Here is a 23,941-nt window from a genome sequence, read left to right as displayed (position 1 = left end):
CATTATCCTCCTACATAATCTTTAGCTTTTCATCTATAGCAACTCTTTTTGCTCTACTACTTCCATACTTATGAATAAATATAATCTTATCCATAGAAATATTATTATACTTTTTATTTATACTTTCACAATTGATAAAATTTCTTACATAGCTCTCTTCTATATCTTCACTAGATAATCTTTCTTTTAATACTCCTTCGAGCTCTTCTATAGAAATATCTTTTATAAGATACTTAATTACTAGTATATTTTCTTTTAAAAATTTTATCATCTTTTCTTTATCTAGATTATGAACAAACTTAATAGCAGCTTCATTATTTCTAATGGCAGATATCTCAGCTTTTTCACTAGGATTATTAATATACCTTAGGGCATCATAGCTAATATTTACAGCCGCTAGCTGCACCTCTTCACAAGGATTTTCTATATACTTAATGGAATCATAATTTTTCTCAATAGCCAACCTCTGAAGATGACAGCTAGGATTCTTTATATACTGAATAGCCCATCCCTTTTGTTCAATCCCTAGATTTACTAGTTCTTCACTAGGAGCATCTATATATTTTAAAGTATTCCAGCTTTCCTTTACTGCATACTCTTTCATTTCTAAGGTAGGCTCATCTATAAATTCAATAGCATTTATATTACTTCTTAGTGCTTTTATATTCATTTCCTCTGTTGGATTTTTTATATACTGTAGAGACATTCCATCCTTCTCTACAGCCAAAAGCTTCATTTCCTCTGTTGGGTTCTTTATAGTTTTTATAATAATTGGATTCCTCTTTACCATTTCTATAGCTCTATTATAATCCATAACCATATTCCTCCTAGGTTCATAGCACATATAAGATTTGTAAAAAATCTTATAGCTGCATAACCTTTACTAAATAATAACTTTATTAACTAATAATAATTATCCATTTAATTATATCATTTTATAGTATATTTAAAAGTACTTTATTGAATATTTTTTTATAATTTCTTCAAGGTATATATGATTATTTTCGAAAAAATGGATATCAAAATTAATTGATATCCATTTTTAAAATTTTTTAAGTTTTTAAATATGTATTTCAACAGAAAGCATATCGTCGTCTGTTTCTATTAAAATATTACCTTTATTACCACTCACTATTTTTTGCACATTATGTAGTCCGTAGCCCCTACTAGAACCCTTAGTTGAATATCCTTCTTTAAACATTGAGGATATATTTATTTTATTCATATCTTTTACAGTATTTTTTATAGTGATAACATATCTACCGTTAGTTGAATAATCTTCATCTATATATATATCAACTAATTTATTGGGACTCTCCTTAGCTGCTTCTATAGCGTTATTTAATAAATTAGTTAATATAATTACCATATCTGATTGGCTAATCTTTATATTATTCAAGCTATTTTTAATATTATACTTTATATTTACATCGGCTTTTTCTGCTTCACAAATTTTACTATAAATAAGAGCTCTTAAAATTATATTATCTATTGTCATTAGCTTTGTTAAAGTATCTTTATAAGTTATATCATCTATATACTTCTTTATTACTTTATTAACTTCATCATAATTTCCCACCTGAAGGGTAGAGTATATCACATTTAAATGATTTTTATATTCATGTTCACTAGCCCTTAACTTCTCAATATACTCATTTAAAATCAAATTATATTTATTTTGAATTTCTAATATCTCATTCTCCTTCATAATTTTATATATATCTCTACATAAAGTCATAGTTATTATAATGAATACTAACAATGCTGAAAATAATCCAATTCTTAATCCACTGCCTATAAAGTGACTATCATTTATAAATATTAATATAGTTAATATTAGAAATAAATTCACTATTCCTGTTATGATAATTTTAGTACTTATCTTAGGTATAGTTGAAATATTCAACTTAACATATTTAGTAAAATAATATATAGTACCTAAGGTAATTGTAAATACCCCCGCCAATGTTAAGGTTAAATTTATACTTTCTGTATTTATATCTAATATACCTACTATAATTCCAACAATACTTTCTGCTATCATTAAAACTAATAATGATATAGTTATCTTTATTAGAGATTTATAAAAAGTGTCATTATGTAAAAATTTATTTATGAATGCATATATTATAGTTAAAGCGCCTATAGTAACTACTGGTATTTTTATAACACTACCAAAAACAAATGCTAATATAATAGAAATTAAAATATTTTTAATTTTAATCTTATCAAACAAAATATTGCAAATCATACCCAATGTAAACAACTCTAAAAAATTATTTATACTCATTTTCATCCCCTAAAATTTCAAATACTTTTTCACAGTAACTTATAGATAAGTCAATAATGTCACTAATGTTAACAAAATGCACTTTCCATAACTTAGTATACATCTTGTCTATTCTTTTTATATATTTAGTGTTTACAATAAAGGATTTATGGCACTGCACTATACTGTTTGATTCTATCATACTTAAAAGTTTTCCTAGAGATAATTTTGCATAAATTACTCCATTCTTAACTGTTACAATTTTGCACTTCCTCGGTATATACTCAACGAAAACTAAATCATCATGATAGAGTTTATAGGTTATTTTATTATCTATAGTTATCATACTATACTTTCGATTATCATTTTTCTTAACATTTTCTTTCATAAATATATCTATGATTCTTTTAATATCTTCTTTATTATAAGGCTTTATTAAAAAATCATAACAATGTATATTTTTAAATGCATCTACCATCTGATAACCTTGACTTGTTATAAATACTATTCCTTTTAATTCATAACCTTCCATGGCTCTAATTTTTTTAGCTATATCTATCCCAGATCCATCTGGTAAATTGATGTCAATAAAAAATAAGTCAATATTTTTTTCACTAATGATTTTTAATGACTCTTTAAATGAATGTGCCGTTAGGAGCTCCACATTATTATAGCTTTCTTTAATTAGGTTAGACAAATTATCACTTTGAATAATATCATCTTCTATTAACAATAATTGCATCTTCATCACCCCTAACAATTATAGCACATTTTAGATAATTATTACTTGCTTTTTTCTCTTAATTCTAATGGTAATTCAACTTCTCCCCAAAAGAATATAGACGGAGTTTTTAATGCTGCTTCTCCTACTCCTATACTAGCATTAGTCAATACACCACTCATACGTTTCTTTAAATCTAATTTTTTTGTTAAATTTTTCATTACAGATTTCCTCCTGTTATTCATATAATATTCATAAATCATATATGTTCCAAATAATAATACAAGATTTATGTATACAGAATCATTCACTACTCTTACTAAAGTATATGTAAACAAATATATGAAGCTTGTCCTTAATTTTAACTTTAAAATTACCTTAGGTGCTTCTATTGCTTTAATCTTAGTTCTATATTTAGCTGTAAAAATTGTAGCTACAACAGATACTAATATTAAAATTCTTATGAGTCTCGGTATTATTATTATAGAAGATAAAAAATACATACTTAAATATATTACTGTAGTCTTTATAAAGCATCTTGCAAAGCTTTTACAATGCCCACCTCCAAGTTTAGTTCTAACCCCTAAAATTAATACTGTAATTATGAAAAATTCAGGTAATCTTTTAAGCATAATAGATATTAAAAGTATTATAAAGAATTTAATCCCTTCACTTATAAAAATCTCTACCCCATATCTAATTCTATCAAGGTAATATATATCTTCTATGTTAGATTCCGTGGCAATAAAATTCACAATGTTTTTTACTAAAATATTAATCATAAAATCCCTTCTTAATTTCAAGTATTAACAAAATTATACACCATTGTTATATAGTTTATTTCAAATTTTCACGAAATTACTTATTTCATACCTGAAATTCCTTATTTTTCACACTTAAACTTTATTTTACATTAAATCTTAACTTACATGTTCGATATCTGAACTTTCGTTCCAAAAAACACAATACAAGATTATTTTAAGCTATAATCATATATGAATAACACACTTATATAGAGGTGGTTTAATTACAACACCAGTAAAATATTAATAGAAATAATAATCTCAAATTCCTTTCATTAATATACATAAATCACCTCTATATATATTTTATTCTAACCTATATTTATAATTATTTATTGTGAGGTGCTTCTGATGAAATCTATCAGAAAAGATTTAAAATTAGATTTGATAGCTTCTATTATAGCTATATTGATTTTCTTATTTTCAGTACCTAGATTAATAAAGACATCTGACCCTACTACCATTGCATTTTTAGGTATTTGTGTATTACTACTACTTATATGTAACTTGCGTAAAATTCATAGTAATAATTAGGTTATTATTACAATAAATTATATTAAATAATTTAACTTAATATATGTAATTAACCAATTTAATTGTAATTGTGACTATAGAGTGTAAAGTCAATGTCCCCTATATAAAAAGGAAAACATAGTAAAGTTCCTAATCTTTTAGTACTTTACCATGTTTTCCTTTTGTTGATAAATAAAAAATGAAGCTTCAAATTTAATAATTAATTACTTTTGAATAAAATATTTTTTTAATTGTCTTTACCACAGAATCACTTTCACGATCTCCTATGATTTGTGAATTATTTTCTTTAACTGTAATAGATGCATTTTCTACTACATATCCTTCATCTGCTACTTCAAGCATAGAACTATCCTGTTCTACACCAGCAAATACAACTACTTTCTCACTTTTAATCATCTCTCTTAACTTTATCAAAGCGCTTCCTCTAGATGTTTTACCACTATACACTTTTAAAATATAGTAATCTTCGTTATATCTTTCATATATGACCTTGATGTTTTTATAATCCCTACATCCTTTAAGCCTATTATGTAGTATTTCTATTTTATCTATCTTGTTAATAACCATGATGCAAATTACGTCTAGCCCTTGTGGTAGTTTACTATATATATAATTTTTCAATGGAAGTACTTTCTCCAAATTATAAAATCTCTTTTCTTCTTCATTCGTAAAATTACCATAATAAATGTGCATCACATCATTAATTATGGTATGAGTAAAGGTGTTTATAGATAACTCATCACATATATTTAAAATTCTTTCTGCTATTTCATTATTTATTCCTTCATGGTAAACATAGCTTTTCTCATTAAAATCATATATTGCTGCTCCATTCATTGTAATCACTGGTAACTTAATATCCATACTACTAACTATAGGTGCTACAGTTTCTGGAGTTTTATCTGTTACTAATGTCACTAGCGCTCCTTCTTCTATCATTTCCTTTAGTTTTACCTTAGTATAAGCACTAACTTGATTTTTAGAATCCATTAAAGTATTCGTTAGTGTACTTACAAACAAAATTTTAGTATTTCTCTTCTTAGGTAACTTCATAGCATTTACCCCTAACGCTACAAAAATCCCAATTAAAGTGTCTATAATTCTATTAATGGTAAATGCATAAGGAACTACATCATCTCCATGATTTATAGCCACACTTAAAAATACTACACAACTAATATAGGATGCTGTTTGTCTTTCAAGTAATATTGTAGTATATATTAAAGGTATGATAGCTACAGATGTTAATAGATATCTTAGTTGTGGCATAGATTCAGGTATAAATCTTCTTTCTAATAATAACACTATCACTCCAAAGGCACCTCCAATTAAAGTCCCAATGGTACGATTTAAACCAACCTGCTTAGTACTCTCTACACCTTGTTGCATGCATAAAATTGCTGCTATTGCTGAATAGAATGGCATTCCTGTACCTCTTACTAAATATATTAAAAAACATATAAAGACTGCCACTGCTGACTTTATAATCCTCATTCCTATCCTTGGCATTAAAATCCCCTTCTTTAACTAATAATTTATAATACATTATATCATGAGTATTTATAACTTTTTATATTTAAACGTATTCTAATTTTACATATAAATATTCAAATATTCTTTAAAATCTAATGAACTTTAGTTATTCTGAAGTTTACATGCATAGTTAATATTGACATTCATCATGTTTTCCATATATAATTATTTCAATTATATGGAATTTGTTGTCATTACCTTTATAAAATAAGTATAAATATAAATATAGGATTTTAAGGGGGAGAAACTCATGCTGGAATTTTTTAAGCTCATACCTATAATTATTATGATTATATTTCTTTGCTTGGGAATTGGTGTCTTTCTACTTATTAATAAGATATTTAAATAACGTATTTATCTAAGTTTTGATTTGACTTTTATAATGAATAAAGTTATATCTTATTAGATAGTATAAATATATAAACTTAATAGGAGGTTCATAAATGAATAGCTTAAATTCTAAAGACGACCTTTTAAAACTAATTAATACTTCTGATTTACTTTTATGCTTCTTTACTGGAAAATGTTTTTGAGGAAATGATGACCTACTTTGTAAAGTAGATGACTTGCTTTGTAATTATCCTAAGGTTAAATCTATAAAAATTAGTATTGATGAATTCCCTTCCTTGTGTGCAGAATTTTCAGTTTTTATAGCCCCTACAATTTTACTTTTTACTCAAGGAAAAGAAACCCTAAGAGAATCTAGGTTCATTGTCATCAATGAGTTAGATAAAAATATAAATAGATATTATAGTTTAATATTTTAATAATATCCTTTTCAACCTTTTAGTAATTTATATAATAACTAAAAGGTATTTTTTATTTTAGTTTAACAAAAAGTATGAAATTTCAAAATGAAACTTCATACTTTTCTAATTAAGCTATTATATGTCTATTTCTTTAAATAGTATTCCATAACATTTTTAACCATAGCTGTTGGTATTCCACTACCGCCTCTACTTTTTACATCCTCTATTATCATAGATATGGCAATTTTAGAATCATCTGTGTTTACTGCTACAAACCATCCATTTTCTTTACCTGATTCATCTTTTTGATCTTTCTTTATCTCTGAAGTTCCAGTTTTACCAGCTATATTAAATCCATTTACTTTTGCAGTGGTAGCTGTTCCATCTGCATCATTTATTACAGCTGAGAAAGCATCTACTAAAGCTGGTACTTTTTCTGCCTTTATAGCATTTTTCAATACTTTTGCTTCTGGATTTTTTCCAATGTTAAGTCTTGGCTGCATTATATCTCCATTGTTTCCTAATGCACTATATGATAATGCAATATCTAATGGTGACATAAGCACCTCACCTTGACCATATCCTGTGTCAGCAAGAAGTATTTCTTTACTTAAAGTATTATCATTACTAATTTGAGAAGTTTCCATTGGGAAATCAAAAGTTATCTCTTCTCCAATACCAAAGTTTTTAGCTCCATTTATAAAGGCATCTGCTCCTATATTCAACGCTACTCTTGCAAAATAAATATTATCCGAGTATTTTGTAGCTTCTTTTAAGTTTATAGCCTTACCGGGATCTTTTACTCTCGTAACCTTATATCCACCCCATGATGAATTATTTTGCCAATTTAATCCCTTAATATCCATAGTTTCTCCTGGATTAAGTACGCCTACATCCAATCCTATAGCAGCTGTAACTAGCTTCATTGTAGAGCCTGGTGCGTATACATTATTAAACCTATTGTCAAACTGCTGACCATCAAGCTTTTTCCACTTATCACTTAAGGATTTTGTTTTATATGTTACAAATATATTTGGATCATAGGAAGGTGAACTTACCATAGCTAAAACTTCTCCAGTTTTAGGGTCTACTGCAGTAGATGCTCCCTTTTCACCTTTCATTTCACTATATATCTTACTTTGAAGCTCTGGGTCTATTGATAGTTTTATATCCTGACCATTCTTTGCTTCTGTTTTAGCTATAGTTATTTTTTCTTCTCCCTTTTCAATGTATATTTCTCCACCATCTTGGCCTCTTAATATATCTTCATAAACCTTCTCAAGACCAGCTTTTCCAAGGAGACTTATTTGTGAATAACCCTTATCTTTATTATTTTCTAGTTCTTCTGCTGTAATGGCTCCCACATATCCTACTAGATTTCCAAAAGCTTCCCCTCCGGTGTAAACTCTGGAGTTTTTATTGTTTATTTGAACGCCTTCAATAGTGGAAAGCTTATTTAACTTTTCAGAATCAGATTGAAGTACAGATACTATTGGTACAAAATAATCTGGGTTAGTATTAGCTGCTAGCTGTTCTTCTATATAGGACTCACTTATGTCTAATATAGTTGCCATAGCTGTAATTTTTTCTGACTTTTTATTTTCAAATTTACTTGGATGAATTCCTACAGACTTTACTATATCATCTTGTGCTAAAAAGTTCCCATTTCTATCTAATATACTTCCACGTTTAGAGTAATAATCTTCTACCCTCACCTTATCATCTGGCTTTTCCATTTGAGGGAATATTAAACTCTCATTCCACTTTACTTTATACCCATCCTCTTCTTTAACTAAAGTTGCTTTATAATCTTTGATATCTACCTTTCCTGCCACTGTATCCATGGTCATAGTAAATGGTATTTCTAATGACTTTTTATCTCTTTCCTTTTCTCCTACTATTTGAATATCCATATTGCTAGCTACAATAGCGCTATATATATTAGTGTATCTTTCTAAAAATTCTTTCTCATTTATATATGCTTTTGATTCCACTGAAAGCATATTATACATACTTTTAAAATCTTGCTTAATCCAAGCATTTTTATAAATGTTAAAGGCATCCTTTATTTCATCTTCCTTAGAGCAACCTGTAAATAAAGCTATACCTATAATTATAGTTCCAATAATTAAGCTTAGTTTCTTTAAATTATTTTTCATTGCTATCCTCCTTATAAAATGTATTTTCTTACTGGGTATTTCACAGTTTAAATATAAGCTTATCTATTCTACTCAATAAATAAACTACTACATCTATTGTAAGTTTATATATACTTTTATTCAATAAATTTTCTTAAAAATAAAAGTGAATCTTTTACAAATTTTTAAAATATTAATGTATAATTAAATATGATAGAGGAATCGGTCACACTAATCTGAACAATCTAAGGGGAAAGATTAAAAAAGCTAGATTGCTTAAAGACTGTTCTGAAATTAAAGTAGAGTTTCCATGGATGGCAGAAGAATTTGAAGCTGATGCCTTTATAAACTTACCTAGTGCAATTCTTCCTGATGAAAAAGATACAGTAGTAGAGTTAGAACTACTATAAACTTAATTTATATGTTATATAAAAGGAGATTTTATGCATATTAATAAAAATAAATTTAATGATATTTTTAGTACCTATATGGGATTACCAAAAGAAGTGTACATACTTTTTTTAGGTAAAATGATTAACTGTATAGGTGCCTTTGTTTATCCTTTATTATCCTTAATTATCACCCAAAAGGTTGGAATGTCCATAAAGGATGCTGGCTTAATTCTAACGCTTACAGCAATTCCTCAAGGTCTTTGCATAATATTAGGTGGTAAACTTGTAGATTCAATTGGTAGAAAAAAAGTTATTATATTTTTTCAAAGTTTTGCTGCTGTATTTTTTATAGTTTGTGGCTTTATAAAACCCTCTACTACCTTAATCTTTTTTATAATTTTAGCTTCTTGCTTTTCGTCATTAGCTCAACCAGCTTATGATTCAATGGTAGGAGATATTACTACAAGGGAGAATCGGAAAGCATCTTTCTCTTTAATCTATATGGGACTTAATTTAGGCTTTGCCATTGGTCCCTTTATCGGTGGACTTCTTTTTGAAAGCTATCTTCCTTTAGTATTTATTGGTGATGCAATAACTACACTAATTTCTATTGGATTAATTGCCTTGTTTATTAAAGAAACTCATCCTAAATTAATAAATTCTAATTCAAATAGTTCTGAATCAGATTATGAAAATCAAGTGTCCAGTCTTGAAAACGAAGAAACCGGTTCTGTATTTAAAGTGTTTTTAAAAAGGCCTATATTAATATATTATGCCTTACTTATGCTTACCTTTCAATTTGCCTATGCTCAATGGGGTTTTGCAATTCCACTTCAATTAGGACAAATCTTTGGTTCTGGTAATGGAGCTAGGTATTTTGGAATATTAGCTAGTTGTAATGGTCTTATAGTAATTCTATTAACTCCTATAATTACCTCTCTAACAAAGAAATATAAAACCCTTAGTATAATTGCTAGTGGAGGAATATTATATGCCATTGCCTTTGGCTCCTGCAGTTTTATATCAGAACTGTCATTATTCTTCATTGTAATATTAATAATAACCATTGGGGAAATTGCAATCTCTACAAATTCTGGAACTTTTATAGCCAATTTAACTCCTGCTTCTCATAGGGGTAGAGTAAATGCATTCTTACCACTTATTTATGGTACAGGTAATGCCATGGGACCAAGCATAATGGGATCTATGATAGACTCTATAGGAATGAATAAAGCTTGGATAATAGTAGCAATAATAGTAGGAACAGGTGCAATTTTTATGTATTCACTAAACTCTATTAAAGTTCAAGCTTAACCTATGAAAAACCTCTTTAGTTAAAATCTAAAGAGGTTTTTATCAATAATTTTTCCTGTAACTAACTTTGTATGAATATTTACTATAGTTATTAAACTTTTGCTCCACTATTCTAAACTTTGTAATAAATTATCTAAATTACGTTTAAGCTCCTTTGCTTCATCATTAGATATATTCAATTTGCAAAATACTTCTCCTGGCACATCTAATATCTCACTTTTTAGCTTTAAGCCAGCTTCTGTTAATTCTATTATTACTACTCTATCATCATTTACGTCTCTATGTCTTGTAATTAACCCCATAGATTCTAATTTTTTTAATAATGGAGTTAAAGTACCTGAGTCTAAGTGTAGTCTTTTACCAATGTCCTTAACTGTCATCTTTTCTTTTTCCCATAACACTAACATAGCTAAGTATTGTGTATAAGTAAGATTATGCTTATCAAGAATGGATTTATACAACTTTATTACCTCTCTAGATGCTGCATATAGAGAAAAACATATTTGATTTTCTAGTTTAATACATTCACAATTCTTCATATAAATTCTCCATTTCACAGAATGACTTATTAAAATTGATTCTTAATAAACCATATTGTTTGAGATTATTTTACAATTTTAAAATTTATATGTCAATACAACAAATAATTTGAATAACATTATAAATAATTCATACAAATATCTCTTATTTTACTTTTCCTTTGAATCTACATAGGAAACCGCTGATAATGCAGCCACATTTCCTTCCCCTGCAGACTTTATATATTGATAAGGTCTTCCTACTATATCTCCTGCTGCGAAACAACCTTTTAAGTTCGTTTGCATTAGCCTATCAACCTCTACATGATTGTCTACGATTTTTAATCCCGGAACTAATTGACCTGGTGATATGCTATCTCTTAGTATAAATAAACCATCAGTAGTAATTTCTTTATTCTTTAAAACTAGCTTTTCCACTTTATCTTCACCAATTATTTCTACTGGTGTATCATTTACTACTTCTATAGATGAATGAACATTTACAAACTCTTTATACATAGGAATATAATATACCTTTGATGCTAAAGTAGCAATAAAATTTGCCTCTTCCTCTTCTTTTTTACTATAGGCTATTATTGTAACTACTTTATTTCTGTAAAGTGGTGCATCACAGGTAGCACAATATCCAACACCCTTACCTAGAAGTTTTTCTTCACCAGGGAATAGCTTACCATATTGAATTCCTGTAGCTAATATTACTGAAGTTGCTTCATAGGTTTTATCATTTACCATTAAAGCAAAGTAATCTCCCATAGCATATATATTATTTATTTTTTCTTCTGTTATTTTTATATCCATAGCTCTTAAATGATTGATAAAGGCTTGTTGTATCTCTTTACCACTTTTACCATGGAAACCTAGATAATTATTAATTTCATTAGCTTTTACTAATTTATTTGAAAGTTCATCATTACCAAATATGACAAAACTCTTATTTCTTATTTTTGCATTTAAAGCTGCTGATATTCCTGCTGGTCCACTACCAACTATTGCAATATCATATCTTTCACTCATAGCTTTATCCTCCAAATTTACAGATTAAAAATATAGGAGTAACCTCCTATATTTTTATTATATATAAGCTTCTACAATTTCTTTTATTCTTTCTTTTGGTACAAACCCTACTGTAGTATTTACATTTTTTCCATCTTTAAATACTATTATTGTAGGAATGGATGCTACACTATATTGCATTGATATGTCTGGGCATTGATCCACATCAACTTTTATAAATTTAACCTTGCCTTCCATTTCAGTTGATAATTCTTCAAATATTGGAGCTAACATTTTACAAGGTCCACACCATGTTGCGAAAAAATCTACTACTACAACACCATCTTTTATTTCATTATTAAATTCAGCTGAATTAACTATCTTTGCCATATTTTATTCCTCCTAAAATCAATTTACCAAAATATTATTTATCTAAATTAAATTTTATTCAATTTAATTTGTTAATACCAATTTACATGTTTATATATTAAATGTCAAGTCATTTTAAAAATATTTTTATATAATTACATAATGAAATCTTATGTTTTAAAATTTAATAATAGTAAACCCTCTAATTATATTATTTCATACTTAAATAGGTTTTATTTATTATAATAATATTTTTATTATGAAGTTTTTAACATATATTTTAATATCTAATAAAAATATATCTCACTTTAAGAAAATATAATTATCTTAAAATGAGATAAAAGTATCAACTTTTCTGTGATATTACAACATGACTAATAATCTTATAATCCTATTAAAAGTCCTGCAATAGATGCACTTAAAAGGTTTGCTAAAGTGCCTGCAACCACAGTTTTTAATCCTAATTTTGCAACTTCATGCTTTCTCTTTGGTGCCATTCCTCCAATTCCACCGATTAAAATAGCAATGGAAGATATGTTTGCAAAACCACATAGTGAAAAAGTCATTATAGCTGCAGTTTTTTGTGAAAGGTCACCTATTATAGGTCCTAGTTTACTAAAGGCAACAAATTCATTTAAAATTATCTTTTGTCCTAGAAGAGCTCCCGCTGTTAAAGCCTCATTCCAAGGAACTCCTATAATTGCAACCACTGGTGAGAATATGTATCCAAATATCATTTCTAAGCTTAATCCATCTATACCTGCAAGTCCACCAATAAATCCTATTATTCCATTTACTAAAGCTATAAGAGAAATAAATGCAAGTAACATGGCACCTATGTTTAGCGCTAAACCTAACCCTTCTGATGCTCCCTTCGCTGCTGCATCTACCACGTTAACTGAATCATCTTTTCCTAATTCAATTTTATCTTCTAAGGCTTTTGCATCACTTTCTGGAAATATCATTTTTGACATTATCAAGCCTGCTGGAGCAGCCATAAAGCTTGCTGAGATAAGATATTCTAGTGGAATCCCCATAAGTGAATATCCAACTAAAACAGAACCTGAAACTGAAGCTACACCTCCAACCATTACGGTAAATAGTTCTGATGTAGACAGTTTATTGATATATGGCTTTATTAAAAGAGGTGACTCAGTTTGCGATAAAAAAATATTTGCAGCTGCTGATAAAGTTTCAAGTTTAGACGTTCCTAAGAGTTTTGCTAAAGCCCCACCTATTATCTTTACAACAAATTGCATTATCCCAAAGTAGTATAATACAGAAACTAAAGATGAAATAAATATAATAACGGTTAATACCTGAAAAGCAAAAACCATTCCTCCATTAGTAGGTATAGCTGCTCCAAACAAAAAATTTATTCCTTCATTTGCATACCCGATAATTGAAGTTGCCATTGTGGCTACCTTCTGTAAGGCTTTCTTCCCAACAGTTGACTTTAAAACTATAACTGCAAAACCCAATTGAATTAAAAATCCTATAATAATAGTTCTCCAGTTTATTTTCTTTTTATTATTTGACAGTAAGAATGCTACTATAAAAATAAATATAATACCTATAATGCTATTTAATATGCCCATTGAATCACCTTTATCCTTTGTAATTTTTCTATTATATTGTTATCTTCAATATAATCTACTATTCATTTGTAAAAATATTTAATAATTAACCTACTATAAAATAAATTAAAAAATAGTTCCCATTAGAACACTCCATTTCCTCCGCAAACTATTTTATGTTGAATCATTAAAAATGTCAATTTATCTTATTGGATAATTAATTTACTTCGATTACCTGTTTTAACATACTCATCTTTAATCACTCCATAATAATTATTTCCTATATATTGTATATTATCATTAACTTCTTACAACCTTCTTACAAAATAGTATTTTTTATCTATGTTTATTTTGTATTTTTATGGAAAACATAGTATTATAATTTTAATTTTTACGGAGGCTAATTGAAATCATATGAGAATACCAAATCATATTGGAATAATTCCTGACGGCAACAGACGCTGGGCTTTACTTAATAATCTAACCAAAGATAAAGGATATGAACATGGCATAAATCCTGGTCTTGAAGTATTTAAACTTTGCCAAAAAGAAAATATAAAAGAGTTAACATTCTACGGTTTTACTATAGACAATACCAAACGTCCCTCTGAGCAAAAGCTTGCTTTTATACAAGCTTGTATTGATTCTGTCATGCTTTTAACAAAGGAGAATTGTGAAATCTTGGTTATTGGAAATACTGAATCAAGTGCTTTTCCTAAGGCTTTAATTCCCTTTACAACTAGAAAAAAATTTGGTAATGGTGGTATTAAGGTAAACTTTCTAATCCATTATGGATGGGAGTGGGACTTAAATCTATTAAAAGAATCCACTCCCTCTAATAAACATATTCTACCCTACATACATTCAGAGGATATTTCTAGAATTGATCTAATAATAAGATGGGGAGGTAGAAGAAGACTTAGTGGTTTCTTACCAATTCAGTCTGTTTATTCTGATTTTTACGTAATAGACACCTATTGGCCGGATTTTACTTCTATAGACTTCTACAATGCTTTAGACTGGTACAATGAACAAGATGTTACCCTTGGTGGTTAAAAAGAGTTCAATAAAATCATAACTTCTGATGGGTGGTATTCATTAAATAAATCAAATAGATGAAAATATAGAAATAACATATTTTCATCTATTTTAATTTAAAAACGCTCTATATATAAAAACTCTCTCTTTAACTTAATCATTTACACATATCAATTTTAATCATCATTTTCCTGTAACTTAAATTCAATATCTTCATATCATAATAGTGAGATACATCTTTATAAATCATATATATTTATTTTAGTGTATTTCAAATTCCTTTTATATTACATACTCCCAAAACATAATCTTAGGAGTAAATATAAAAAGTGAGGTAATATATATGAGTAGTCATAGAAGACGTCATTCTAATTGCAAATGTGATTGCTGCTGTTGTTGTAATATAAATTCATGTTGTGACAGATGTCCAACCTCCTGTTGTACAGGATTTACAAACCGTAATTGTAATTCTAATTTTGGTTGTGATTGCGATAATAACCAATGGCTAATATGGTTGGTATTATTGGGTTGTGGCGGTTTTGGTGGCTTTGGAAACAACTGCTGTAGACGTGGATTATTCTGGTAGTAACTTAAGGAAATTTCACCCTTGTGGTAATTCATAAATCAATATAAAGAAACACCTGATTAGTTAAAATACTATTCAGGTGTTTTGATTTTTCTCTTTATCATTTTATTTCTGACTAACATCTATTTGTATTTAAAATACATAAATCGAACTTATTAGAATTATCTCATTGTAATAATCTTTATATTCTAATATTATAAATATGGGAATATAAACTAACTTAAAGGAGACATTTATGAAGGAGAATGAAATCACAATTGAAGCGTCCAAAATACTAAGCCTTTCCTTAGATATTGGTGAGCATATGCTACGAGTTGGTGGTGAAACTAATCGTGTTGAAGATACAATTATTCGTATTTGTAAAGTTTATGAAATTGACCGTATAGATGTTTTCTCAATAAGATCATTAATTATAGCTACTATAAAAACTAGTGATGAAGAAACCCTAACCCAAACACGAAGGATTTACTCCTATGGAACAGACCTTAGTCAGCTTGAGAAGCTTAACTCCTTATCTAGATATATATGTCAAACTAAACCTTCTTTCAATGAAATAAAGGAAAAAATACAACAAATATCAGTAAGTCAACCCAGTATAAGGTGGAGTTCCTGCCTAGGATACATACTAGCTTCTAGTGGATTTTCTATCTTTTTTGGTGGTAATCTCATAGATGCTGCTGCGGCTGCAATCATTGGTATCCTTATATTCTTTATTGATACTTTTATCAAAAGAGAAAGCATAAATCAATTAATATATACTTTTGTTTGCTCAATTATTACTGGACTAGCTGCAATTTTATTTACTAAAATAGGAATAGGAGCTAATGTTGATAAAATTATTATAGGAGATATTATGCTTCTTATTCCCGGAATTCCATTAATAAATTCCGTTCGTGATATGCTTTGTGGAGATATTATAGCTGGCCTATTACGATTAACTGAATCCATATTAATTGCCATAGCTATTGCCTGTGGTTTTGCAATTTCATTGATTATATTAGGAGGTATATTGCAATAATGAAGTATTTAATTCAAATCATTACTGCTTACATAGGTAGCCTAGGATTTGCCTTATTATTTAATATAAAAAAGGAAAGAATATTCTATGCATCTATTGGCGGTATTATTACTTGGTGTATCTATTTACTTTCTTTTTATTATTGTAATGATATTTTTATATCTAATATGATAGCTTCTATTCTAGGTACCGCATACTCTGAACTCTTAGCTAGAATTCATAAAGCACCTACAACTGTATTTTTATTACCATCTATCGTACCTCTTGTACCTGGTGGTAGCTTATACTATTCTATGAGTTATGCTGTAACAGGAAATAAAATAAAATTTGATCTTTACGCTCTTAATACACTTAAAACCTCCTTAGGAATTGCTGTTGGAATTATTGTGGTTTCAGTTGTTGTATATCATTTAACCAATTATAAATGTAAGCGTAGTAAAATATAAATTACATACTAAAAAAAAATTTTAAATAAAAAAGTCTGTTAAAGTTAATTATTTACTTCAACGGACTTTTATGTGTATAAACAGTTCCATATCTATTGACTTCTGCTTTTTTCAATGATATGATACATTACATAAAATATCACATTAGGAGATAAAATTATGAATTTAAAAACGAACCTATCAATTTCAAAATTAAATAATAGCTTTTTCTTTAGCTTTTTTAGATAGGTTTGTGTCTATATAACAATTATCATAGATACAAACCACAGCAATGGAGTGTTTTGTATCTATGATAGCTAAAGAGTTTATGTTGCAATAAATTTAGCCTCATAGATAAACTATGAGGCCTTTTTATATCCTAGGTTAAGGGTCTCATAGTAATAAGCTATGAGTCTTTTTTATTATTATAAATATTTTATATCATATTTCTAGGAGGTAATTAAAATTGCAAAATATTAAAAACAGAGAAAAATTCTCTAGTAAACTTGGATTTATTCTTTCATGTGTTGGAGCTGCTATTGGATTAGGAAACATATGGATGTTCCCTTATAGATTAGGTGAAAATGGTGGTGCTGCATTCCTAATCCCATATTTTATTTTCATAGTACTACTAGGAACAGTTGGGTTAATTGCTGAGTTTTCCTTTGGTAGACAGTTTAGAATAGGGTCAATGGGTGCTCTTAAAAAGGTCTTCAAAGAAAGAAATATTAAACATGGCTCTATTATATCTATAATTCCAACCCTAGGACTAACTGGTATATTTATGTTCTATACAGTTGTTATTGGTTGGGTATTAAAATATTTTTTCATAAGTTTATCTGGTGAGATATTAACTATAAATATAGAGTCTTACTTCACTACTTTTATAAATAGTAATATTACAGTATTTTGGCATGGTTTAGCTGTTGTTATAACTTTAATAATAGTTAGTTTTGGAATTTCTAAGGGTATAGAAAAAATAAATAAAATCATTATACCTTTGTTATTTATTATATTTATACTTCTAATTGCCAAATCATTAAGTCTACCAAATTCCATGGAGGGTGTGAAGTATCTCCTTACTCCTGATTGGTCATACCTTTTAAATCCAAGTACTTGGGTTATGGCTCTAGGACAAGCCTTTTTCACAGTATCTTTAACAGGATGTTGTATGGTTATGTGTGGTAGCTATACAGATGAAAATTTTGATATACCTACTTGTGCTATAACTACAGCATCATTTGATACTTTAGCTGCTATCCTTGCTGCCTTTGTAATAATGCCAGCAGTATTTGCTTTAGGTCTAAACCCTACCTCTGGACCTGCTTTACTATTTGTAACTGTACCAAGTATATTCCAGACTATGAAATTTGGACAAGTATTAAGTTCTTTATTCTTCTTAAGTATTATTTTTGCATCTATTTCATCTTCCATCGCTATGTTAGAGGGTCCCGTAGAAGCAATTATGAATTTAACTAAGTGGGGTAGAAAGAAGACTACTTATATTACTGCTATTTCAGCTTTTATACTAGCTATACCATTAAGTTTAAGTAGCTCTTTATTTAACAATTTCACAAACTTTATTACTATAGTACTATCTCCATTAGGTGCATTAATTACTGCTGTTGTATTCTTCTACATACTTGATAGAGACGAGACTCTAGCTCAGTTAAATTTAGGTTCAAAATATAAAATTGGTATATGGTTTATGAATTTTGGAAAATATGTTTTTGTGCCAACAACTATTATTGTAATAATTTTAGGATTAATATACGGTGGTATTGGTTAATATATAATTTAATAAAGCCTATAGTTTTCTTTCATAAAATAAACTATAGGCTTTATTATAATCTTAGCTAAAATTTATATACTTAATAGTAGATGACCACAAGTCTTTTAAATACCTCATTAATATACAATCATATATCTCTATTCACAAGTAGCTTCATTTGCTTTTATCTCTAAATCTTTTGCTAAATCTCTCATGTCTCTAGCTTTATCTTTTAGTTTTTGATCCGCCTTGCTTAAGATTACTCTTCCTAACCATAGTTTAGCATTTGTATAATCCCCTATTCTTCTATATAACTCACCTATAATATATTGTAAAGAATAAATACTTAATCCGTATATTGGAGTTCGTTCATTTTCATAAGCAATAACAAATCCTTGAAGTGCTCTTTCTAAAAATGCCTTCTCATCTTCTTTATTTTCTAGAAGTCTATACATCCATGCAATTTTCAAGCAAAGCATTGCCTTTGTACTATCTTTAAATTCTCCTAGCACTGCATTTAGTAATGCAAGTTTATAACGTTCAATTGCGATTTCTTCATTATAAACTTGAGGATATTCTTTACCTTGCCATTGATTGCCTATCTTTACAAGTATAACTTCACGTTTATAGGATTGTATTTTCTGAAAATCACTTTTTAATGCTGCATATCCACATGTTGGACATACCAATACTTCATAAAAATATGGATTTATCCCCTCATATCTTATAAAAGCATCTGTATCTTTTGATTTTACTTTAGGAACATACGCCTTTACAACTCTACATGTAAAAGCTTTTAAACAAACTGGACAAGTAACCTTCTTATCATAAAGTAATGTATTAATATCAACCTTTGTTGATTTTTTATCTTTTGTTTCTTCATCGTATTTATCTTCTTTTTTTGTATATAACTCTATATCGTCTTCATAATTAAGTCCTAAGCTTTTTAACGAAGAAAAAATTTTAATCATACTAAGTTGCCCCCTACTTTAGTAATGTTCTTCATTTATCATACGCTATAGCATTCTATACTAACAAGTGTATTTAAATATATGTAATTCTACTAACATAACTTCATATTATATCAAATTTATATAAGAAAATAAAGATTTATTTCAATTCATCATGGATTTAACAGGTGCTTCTAATCACATAAGGTTCATAGGTTAGGCTTTGCCCTCTTCAACTATATCTGCATTTATATTTTCAATTTTCATACAACTCTAGTATAATATATTTATATGGACAAATAATGGGGGGAATATAATGAAGATTAATGCTGAAAGAGAATTTGAACTACTAAAGAAAATAGGTTTTGTAAGAATCAGTGGCTCAGAGGAAGAATTAAAAGCTGCTAACATTTTATTAGAGGAAATATCCTCAATTGGCTGTGAAGGACACTTAGAGTCTTTCAAAGCTCCTAGCTCTGTAATTAAAAAAGCTACACTAAAGGTTGTAGAGCCCTTTGAAAAAGAATATGAGGTTGCACCATATAACTGCTCAATCGGTACACCTGAGGGTGGAATAACTGCAGATTTTGTATATATTGAAGACGGCTTGGATGTAAATTTAGTTGATCTTAAAGGAAAATTTGTGCTTATAAATACTCGTCCAAATCCTAAACTTTATAAGAAACTTATGAATGCTGGTATTGCTGGATATATAACTATGTCTGGTACTGCCATGGATGAAGAAGATAAAACTGATATTTCTATAGCTAGAATCCGTGAAAAGAATACACAGCATGGAAGAATACCTACAATTAACATGCGTATGAAAGACTGCTTCCATATGGTTAAGAACAAAGCTTCTAAAATCCATGTAGAGCTAATCATGGAAGATGTAGAGCTAACTTCTCAAAATGTGGTGGTAACTTTAGAAGGTACTAAATACCCTGAGGAGATAATCTCCTTCGGTGCTCATTATGACAGTGTTCCTTACAGTACTGGAGTATATGACAACGGAGCTGGTTCAGTTATTATAATGGAACTTCTAAGACACTTTAAAGAAAATCCACCAATGAGAACTGTAAAATTTATGTGGTATGGCTCTGAAGAAGTTGGACTTCTTGGAAGTAAAGCTTACTTAAAAGACCATGAGGAAGAGCTTAAGAAACACCTTCTAATGATTAACGTAGACGTGGCTGGCTCTATTCTTGGAAAAGAAATGGCTCTAGTTACTGCAGAGCAAAGTTTAGTTGATTATATTGATCAAATGGCTAAGATTAAAGGTTTCCCACTTAAAGTGGAACAAGACATATACTCAAGTGATTCTACAGCCTTTGCTGATGAGGGAATTCCATCTCTTACCTTCTGTCGTTTTGCACCACAGGGTGGAGCTTTCATCCACACAAGAAACGATGTTATGGAATATTTAAGTGCTGAATCCTTAGAATTGACTACTATTATAACTAAAGAATTCAGTGAATCAGTTATAAATTCAGTAGCCTTCCCAATAGAGAAAAAGGTTCCAGATAACATGAGAAAGAAATTAGATGAATACTTTGATAAAGACCCTAAAAAAGAAGAAACATCTGAAAAGAAATAATAGGGAAAAGGCTTACATCACTGTATGTGAGCCTTTATATTTATATATTTATGTTACTTGTGGTATTCTTCACCTCACGTAAATAATGAGGTAATCTCATCCATCACATTCTACAAAATATCATTAGTATTTTTTGTTTTCACTTTAATCATTATTTCCTCAAAATCTTATCCATGGATTTTCCTTTTGCTAACTCATCGATGAGCTTATCCAGATAGCGAATTTCCTTCATAATTGGTTCTTCAATATTTTCCACTCGTACACCACAAACCACACCTTTAATTAAAACCCTTTCTGGGTTCAGCTTAGGAGCTTCCATAAAGAAGGTCTCATAGGCTATCTGTTTTTCCAATTGAGCTTCTAACTCTTCTTGGCTATATCCTGTGAGCCAACGGATGATTTCATCCACTTCTGTTTTAGTACGTCCCTTTTTCTCTGCCTTTGTAACCAAAAGAGGATAGATTTTTGCTACGCTCATTGTATAGATATTATGTTTACTCATAACACATTCTCCCTTATATAATTTTTTATATTATATCACAAAAAACTCCAACCTATTAAAAGATTGGAGTTACATCTTTACATCATTTATTACTAGACTTTCGTAAATTTAGCATTTATTTATGGTACAATTTATCCTATCACACCCGAGTTCAAAATCTATAAATGCGTCTTATTCTAATAATTATATCTAAAATTTCCTGTCTCATTAGATGTTGATAACTTCTTAGCAACAATAAGAAATCTATGCTCTGTTCCTTCTATATACCCAATCTCATTGAGTTCTCTCTCTATTTTACATAGGTTTTCAAAACAAGTATCAACGGAAAAACTAGGAAATTCCCATTCTATTATCCTTGCAAAGTATACCAACGCTCCTGTATCATAAAAACGTATAGGAGTAAAAGCCTCTTCTGACTTAAGAATTTCAAATCCATTACTTTCAAAACCCTCAATGTTATGTTTTAAGTCATGAGTAGGATACAACGACTTAAAATTATCTATTATCCTTTGGGATAAATCTACATCATTTTTTCCACCTACTTGTTGAGTAATAAAATACCCTCCAGCCTTTAATATTCGATTAATCTCACCAATATCATAGGATTCATGTCTATTAATTATTATATCGAAAAAATCATCTTCGAATGGCACTCTTGAATCTTCAAAAACCTGCTTAACCGTTATCCCAAGAGGTTCTAACCTTTCTTTACAAATTGCAACATTAGGTGGATATGCCTCTGTTACAGCTGTATTATAAAATGGATGATCCAAAGTAAGTAGGAATTCTCCTCCTCCTGTTCCCATATCTAAAAGCTTATGCTCTACTTTTAAATAAGACAATAAGATTTTTTTATAATCCCATGGTATATTTTCTCCATGCCATCTACCATCAAGATATGAGAAATCCCATCCCTGAAAACCTTTCTTTTCCTCATTTTTTAAATAATTTTTAAACTCTCCTCTATTCATTTAACTACTCCTTTTCATAATATACTAAATATGATAATTTAATTTGAAAAGTAATGCAGTTAACTGATAACAAATATCTTATTATCTCAGTACAATCTGCTATCAGATTATATTAACTGCACTGAGTAGTTACCTAGTTTGTTTCTCATAATGAGTCCCACCTCTTCTAAATACTATAAATAATTTTGAAGTTACAATTTTCTGTAATTCAAGTTGTCTATATAAATTTTATCATGTAAATTGTGTTAATACAAACATTTTATAACATAATATTGTATAGAATTATAACATCTATTTTGTATTAATTAGTTGCCTATTTTCAACTACTATTCAATACATTAAAGCTTTCAATCTTTTATTCCCTCTCACTAAAAAAATCATCACAAAACTTATCCCACTTTATCTTATATTCTTCATGGGATATTAATTTAAGGTCATATGGCGAATAGATTTTTCTTTTCCTTGCTTCTTCTACAAAGCCCTCTAGGTAATCACCTGATTCTGTCAAATAGCCTTTTACCTTAGAATATCCCTTACTTACTGCATAATAAAGTCTAGTATGTCCATCCAAAGATATAAAAGAATCATTGATTTTTGTTAGAGGAATGATAATATCTTCTTCACTTTGTATGAAAGACTCTATGGCTTTAACTTTGTCTATATCAACGAAAAACTGTGAAGGCTGAATATCCTTAATAGTTATGTGAAATATATCATTGGGTGTAAAAGCTTTTATTAATTCCATATTTTCCTCATAGAAATTAATAATGTGTTCAGAATAAAATCTAAATTCATCTATCAATTGAAATATATCAACTTCCTTATCAAATAATACAATAGCAGAATCTTTATTTATTATTTTAAAACTACATTTATACTTTTCATCAACAATAAAGGCACCATGTTGATTTAAAATAGTTTTATCAAACCTATCATCTTCATAGCTATTAATTCTTTGTATTTTATGGTTCATTTTCTCACTTCCTATCTACTGTTATGTCTACATTTTACACAAAAAATCATATAATTCCAAAGCATTATAGGATAAAACTGGGGCTGTCGCACTAAGAAATAGTGCACAGCTCTTTTTCATTGCAAACAAAATAAGTCCCTTACTTTGAGAGCTAAGGGACTTATGGTAAAATATTAGTA

The 23,941-nt window shown here is 28.7% G+C and carries 23 protein-coding genes; 9 read left to right on the top strand and 14 right to left on the bottom strand.

Annotated elements, in window-relative coordinates; translation table 11 throughout:
- Positions 1–10 precede the first annotated feature (10 nt).
- From B3J31_RS02825 to B3J31_RS02810, 4 genes are all read right to left on the bottom strand, one after another.
- Positions 11–814 carry a hypothetical protein gene (locus B3J31_RS02825; RefSeq protein ID WP_346873577.1) on the bottom strand — a complete coding sequence of 268 codons (804 nt, stop codon included), beginning with the start codon at positions 812–814 and terminating at the stop codon, positions 11–13.
- 246 nt (positions 815–1,060) lie between these two features.
- Positions 1,061–2,290, bottom strand: coding sequence for a sensor histidine kinase (locus tag B3J31_RS02820; RefSeq protein ID WP_346873576.1), 1,230 nt, complete (start codon positions 2,288–2,290; stop codon positions 1,061–1,063).
- Positions 2,277–3,011, bottom strand: coding sequence for a response regulator (locus B3J31_RS02815; protein ID WP_167403096.1), 735 nt, complete (start codon positions 3,009–3,011; stop codon positions 2,277–2,279). Before B3J31_RS02815 ends, B3J31_RS02820 begins: the two co-directional genes overlap by 14 nt.
- Before the next feature lie 41 nt (positions 3,012–3,052).
- Positions 3,053–3,772: an accessory gene regulator B family protein gene (locus B3J31_RS02810; protein WP_150845296.1), complete on the bottom strand. Its 720-nt coding sequence runs from the start codon at positions 3,770–3,772 to the stop codon at positions 3,053–3,055.
- Positions 3,773–4,144: 372 nt separating this feature from the next.
- Here B3J31_RS02810 and B3J31_RS02805 point away from each other — a divergent pair, with 372 nt between their 5' ends.
- On the top strand, positions 4,145–4,327 hold the full coding sequence (locus tag B3J31_RS02805) for a hypothetical protein (protein ID WP_150845295.1): 183 nt from the start codon (positions 4,145–4,147) through the stop codon (positions 4,325–4,327).
- 192 nt (positions 4,328–4,519) lie between these two features.
- Here the strand turns inward: B3J31_RS02805 and B3J31_RS02800 are convergent, their stop codons facing one another.
- Both B3J31_RS02800 and B3J31_RS02795 read right to left on the bottom strand, forming a co-directional pair.
- Positions 4,520–5,836: an HAD hydrolase family protein gene (locus B3J31_RS02800; protein ID WP_346873575.1), complete on the bottom strand. Its 1,317-nt coding sequence runs from the start codon at positions 5,834–5,836 to the stop codon at positions 4,520–4,522.
- Between the two features lie 916 nt (positions 5,837–6,752).
- Positions 6,753–8,768 (bottom strand): penicillin-binding transpeptidase domain-containing protein, encoded by a 2,016-nt coding sequence (locus tag B3J31_RS02795; protein WP_346873574.1) that lies wholly within the window; start codon positions 8,766–8,768, stop codon positions 6,753–6,755.
- Positions 8,769–9,019: 251 nt separating this feature from the next.
- Here B3J31_RS02795 and B3J31_RS02790 point away from each other — a divergent pair, with 251 nt between their 5' ends.
- The gene (locus B3J31_RS02790) at positions 9,020–9,157 is read left to right on the top strand and encodes a hypothetical protein (RefSeq protein ID WP_346873573.1); all 138 of its coding nucleotides are present in this window, start codon (positions 9,020–9,022) and stop codon (positions 9,155–9,157) included.
- 33 nt (positions 9,158–9,190) lie between these two features.
- The gene (locus tag B3J31_RS02785; RefSeq protein ID WP_150845291.1) at positions 9,191–10,453 is read left to right on the top strand and encodes an MFS transporter; all 1,263 of its coding nucleotides are present in this window, start codon (positions 9,191–9,193) and stop codon (positions 10,451–10,453) included.
- 107 nt (positions 10,454–10,560) lie between these two features.
- Here the strand turns inward: B3J31_RS02785 and B3J31_RS02780 are convergent, their stop codons facing one another.
- From B3J31_RS02780 to B3J31_RS02765, 4 genes are all read right to left on the bottom strand, one after another.
- Positions 10,561–10,992, bottom strand: coding sequence for a transcriptional regulator, SarA/Rot family (locus B3J31_RS02780; protein WP_150845290.1), 432 nt, complete (start codon positions 10,990–10,992; stop codon positions 10,561–10,563).
- Between the two features lie 150 nt (positions 10,993–11,142).
- Positions 11,143–12,006: an NAD(P)/FAD-dependent oxidoreductase gene (locus B3J31_RS02775; RefSeq protein WP_346873572.1), complete on the bottom strand. Its 864-nt coding sequence runs from the start codon at positions 12,004–12,006 to the stop codon at positions 11,143–11,145.
- A gap of 57 nt (positions 12,007–12,063) precedes the next feature.
- Entirely contained in the window at positions 12,064–12,375 is a 312-nt protein-coding gene (trxA, locus tag B3J31_RS02770; protein ID WP_035134706.1) for a thioredoxin, read from the bottom strand.
- 362 nt (positions 12,376–12,737) lie between these two features.
- Positions 12,738–13,952 (bottom strand): NupC/NupG family nucleoside CNT transporter, encoded by a 1,215-nt coding sequence (locus B3J31_RS02765; protein ID WP_346873571.1) that lies wholly within the window; start codon positions 13,950–13,952, stop codon positions 12,738–12,740.
- 393 nt (positions 13,953–14,345) lie between these two features.
- Between B3J31_RS02765 and B3J31_RS02760 the strand changes: the two genes are divergently transcribed.
- From B3J31_RS02760 to B3J31_RS02740, 5 genes are all read left to right on the top strand, one after another.
- The gene (locus B3J31_RS02760) at positions 14,346–14,987 is read left to right on the top strand and encodes an undecaprenyl diphosphate synthase family protein (RefSeq protein WP_150845287.1); all 642 of its coding nucleotides are present in this window, start codon (positions 14,346–14,348) and stop codon (positions 14,985–14,987) included.
- Positions 14,988–15,312: 325 nt separating this feature from the next.
- A complete protein-coding gene (locus B3J31_RS02755; RefSeq protein ID WP_150845286.1) occupies positions 15,313–15,555 on the top strand; it encodes a hypothetical protein in 243 nt (80 codons plus the stop codon).
- Positions 15,556–15,790: 235 nt separating this feature from the next.
- A complete protein-coding gene (locus tag B3J31_RS02750) occupies positions 15,791–16,573 on the top strand; it encodes a threonine/serine exporter family protein (protein WP_150845285.1) in 783 nt (260 codons plus the stop codon).
- Positions 16,573–17,019: a threonine/serine exporter family protein gene (locus B3J31_RS02745; protein WP_150845284.1), complete on the top strand. Its 447-nt coding sequence runs from the start codon at positions 16,573–16,575 to the stop codon at positions 17,017–17,019. Before B3J31_RS02750 ends, B3J31_RS02745 begins: the two co-directional genes overlap by 1 nt.
- A 454-nt stretch (positions 17,020–17,473) precedes the next feature.
- Positions 17,474–18,787 carry a sodium-dependent transporter gene (locus B3J31_RS02740; protein WP_150845302.1) on the top strand — a complete coding sequence of 438 codons (1,314 nt, stop codon included), beginning with the start codon at positions 17,474–17,476 and terminating at the stop codon, positions 18,785–18,787.
- 140 nt (positions 18,788–18,927) lie between these two features.
- Here the strand turns inward: B3J31_RS02740 and B3J31_RS02735 are convergent, their stop codons facing one another.
- Complete coding sequence (locus B3J31_RS02735; protein ID WP_346873570.1) at positions 18,928–19,740, bottom strand: DUF2225 domain-containing protein; 813 nt, start codon at positions 19,738–19,740, stop codon at positions 18,928–18,930.
- 295 nt (positions 19,741–20,035) lie between these two features.
- Here B3J31_RS02735 and B3J31_RS02730 point away from each other — a divergent pair, with 295 nt between their 5' ends.
- Complete coding sequence (locus B3J31_RS02730) at positions 20,036–21,316, top strand: M20/M25/M40 family metallo-hydrolase (protein WP_150845282.1); 1,281 nt, start codon at positions 20,036–20,038, stop codon at positions 21,314–21,316.
- A gap of 151 nt (positions 21,317–21,467) precedes the next feature.
- Here B3J31_RS02730 and B3J31_RS02725 read toward each other — a convergent pair whose 3' ends face one another.
- The 3 genes from B3J31_RS02725 to B3J31_RS02715 all read right to left on the bottom strand — a co-directional run bounded on the left by B3J31_RS02725 (position 21,468) and on the right by B3J31_RS02715 (position 23,762).
- The gene (locus B3J31_RS02725) at positions 21,468–21,818 is read right to left on the bottom strand and encodes a DUF2200 domain-containing protein (RefSeq protein WP_346873569.1); all 351 of its coding nucleotides are present in this window, start codon (positions 21,816–21,818) and stop codon (positions 21,468–21,470) included.
- 176 nt (positions 21,819–21,994) lie between these two features.
- Positions 21,995–22,789 (bottom strand): methyltransferase domain-containing protein, encoded by a 795-nt coding sequence (locus B3J31_RS02720; RefSeq protein WP_150845280.1) that lies wholly within the window; start codon positions 22,787–22,789, stop codon positions 21,995–21,997.
- Between the two features lie 355 nt (positions 22,790–23,144).
- Positions 23,145–23,762, bottom strand: a complete 618-nt coding sequence (locus B3J31_RS02715) for a hypothetical protein (protein WP_150845279.1) — start codon at positions 23,760–23,762, stop codon at positions 23,145–23,147.
- Between the last annotated feature and the right edge of the window lie 179 nt (positions 23,763–23,941).

Origin of the sequence: Clostridium sp. UBA5988 (genome assembly GCF_002435615.1) — a bacterium.
Classification (GTDB): Bacteria; Bacillota; Clostridia; order Clostridiales; family Clostridiaceae; genus Clostridium_J; species Clostridium_J sulfidigenes.
This window is presented reverse-complemented; position numbering and strand designations above follow the sequence as displayed.

Coding starts and splice junctions, on each gene's coding strand:
- B3J31_RS02750 (WP_150845285.1), top strand. CDS start 15,791: ATGAAGGAGAATGAAATCACAATTGAAGCGTCCAAAATACTAAGCCTT.
- B3J31_RS02755 (WP_150845286.1), top strand. CDS start 15,313: ATGAGTAGTCATAGAAGACGTCATTCTAATTGCAAATGTGATTGCTGC.
- B3J31_RS02795 (WP_346873574.1), bottom strand. CDS start 8,768: ATGAAAAATAATTTAAAGAAACTAAGCTTAATTATTGGAACTATAATT.
- B3J31_RS02825 (WP_346873577.1), bottom strand. CDS start 814: ATGGATTATAATAGAGCTATAGAAATGGTAAAGAGGAATCCAATTATT.
- B3J31_RS02760 (WP_150845287.1), top strand. CDS start 14,346: ATGAGAATACCAAATCATATTGGAATAATTCCTGACGGCAACAGACGC.
- B3J31_RS02775 (WP_346873572.1), bottom strand. CDS start 12,006: ATGAGTGAAAGATATGATATTGCAATAGTTGGTAGTGGACCAGCAGGA.
- trxA (WP_035134706.1), bottom strand. CDS start 12,375: ATGGCAAAGATAGTTAATTCAGCTGAATTTAATAATGAAATAAAAGAT.
- B3J31_RS02800 (WP_346873575.1), bottom strand. CDS start 5,836: ATGCCAAGGATAGGAATGAGGATTATAAAGTCAGCAGTGGCAGTCTTT.
- B3J31_RS02805 (WP_150845295.1), top strand. CDS start 4,145: ATGAAATCTATCAGAAAAGATTTAAAATTAGATTTGATAGCTTCTATT.
- B3J31_RS02785 (WP_150845291.1), top strand. CDS start 9,191: ATGCATATTAATAAAAATAAATTTAATGATATTTTTAGTACCTATATG.
- B3J31_RS02715 (WP_150845279.1), bottom strand. CDS start 23,762: ATGAACCATAAAATACAAAGAATTAATAGCTATGAAGATGATAGGTTT.
- B3J31_RS02765 (WP_346873571.1), bottom strand. CDS start 13,952: ATGGGCATATTAAATAGCATTATAGGTATTATATTTATTTTTATAGTA.
- B3J31_RS02735 (WP_346873570.1), bottom strand. CDS start 19,740: ATGATTAAAATTTTTTCTTCGTTAAAAAGCTTAGGACTTAATTATGAA.
- B3J31_RS02725 (WP_346873569.1), bottom strand. CDS start 21,818: ATGAGTAAACATAATATCTATACAATGAGCGTAGCAAAAATCTATCCT.
- B3J31_RS02810 (WP_150845296.1), bottom strand. CDS start 3,772: ATGATTAATATTTTAGTAAAAAACATTGTGAATTTTATTGCCACGGAA.
- B3J31_RS02780 (WP_150845290.1), bottom strand. CDS start 10,992: ATGAAGAATTGTGAATGTATTAAACTAGAAAATCAAATATGTTTTTCT.
- B3J31_RS02815 (WP_167403096.1), bottom strand. CDS start 3,011: ATGCAATTATTGTTAATAGAAGATGATATTATTCAAAGTGATAATTTG.
- B3J31_RS02820 (WP_346873576.1), bottom strand. CDS start 2,290: ATGAGTATAAATAATTTTTTAGAGTTGTTTACATTGGGTATGATTTGC.
- B3J31_RS02745 (WP_150845284.1), top strand. CDS start 16,573: ATGAAGTATTTAATTCAAATCATTACTGCTTACATAGGTAGCCTAGGA.
- B3J31_RS02720 (WP_150845280.1), bottom strand. CDS start 22,789: ATGAATAGAGGAGAGTTTAAAAATTATTTAAAAAATGAGGAAAAGAAA.
- B3J31_RS02730 (WP_150845282.1), top strand. CDS start 20,036: ATGAAGATTAATGCTGAAAGAGAATTTGAACTACTAAAGAAAATAGGT.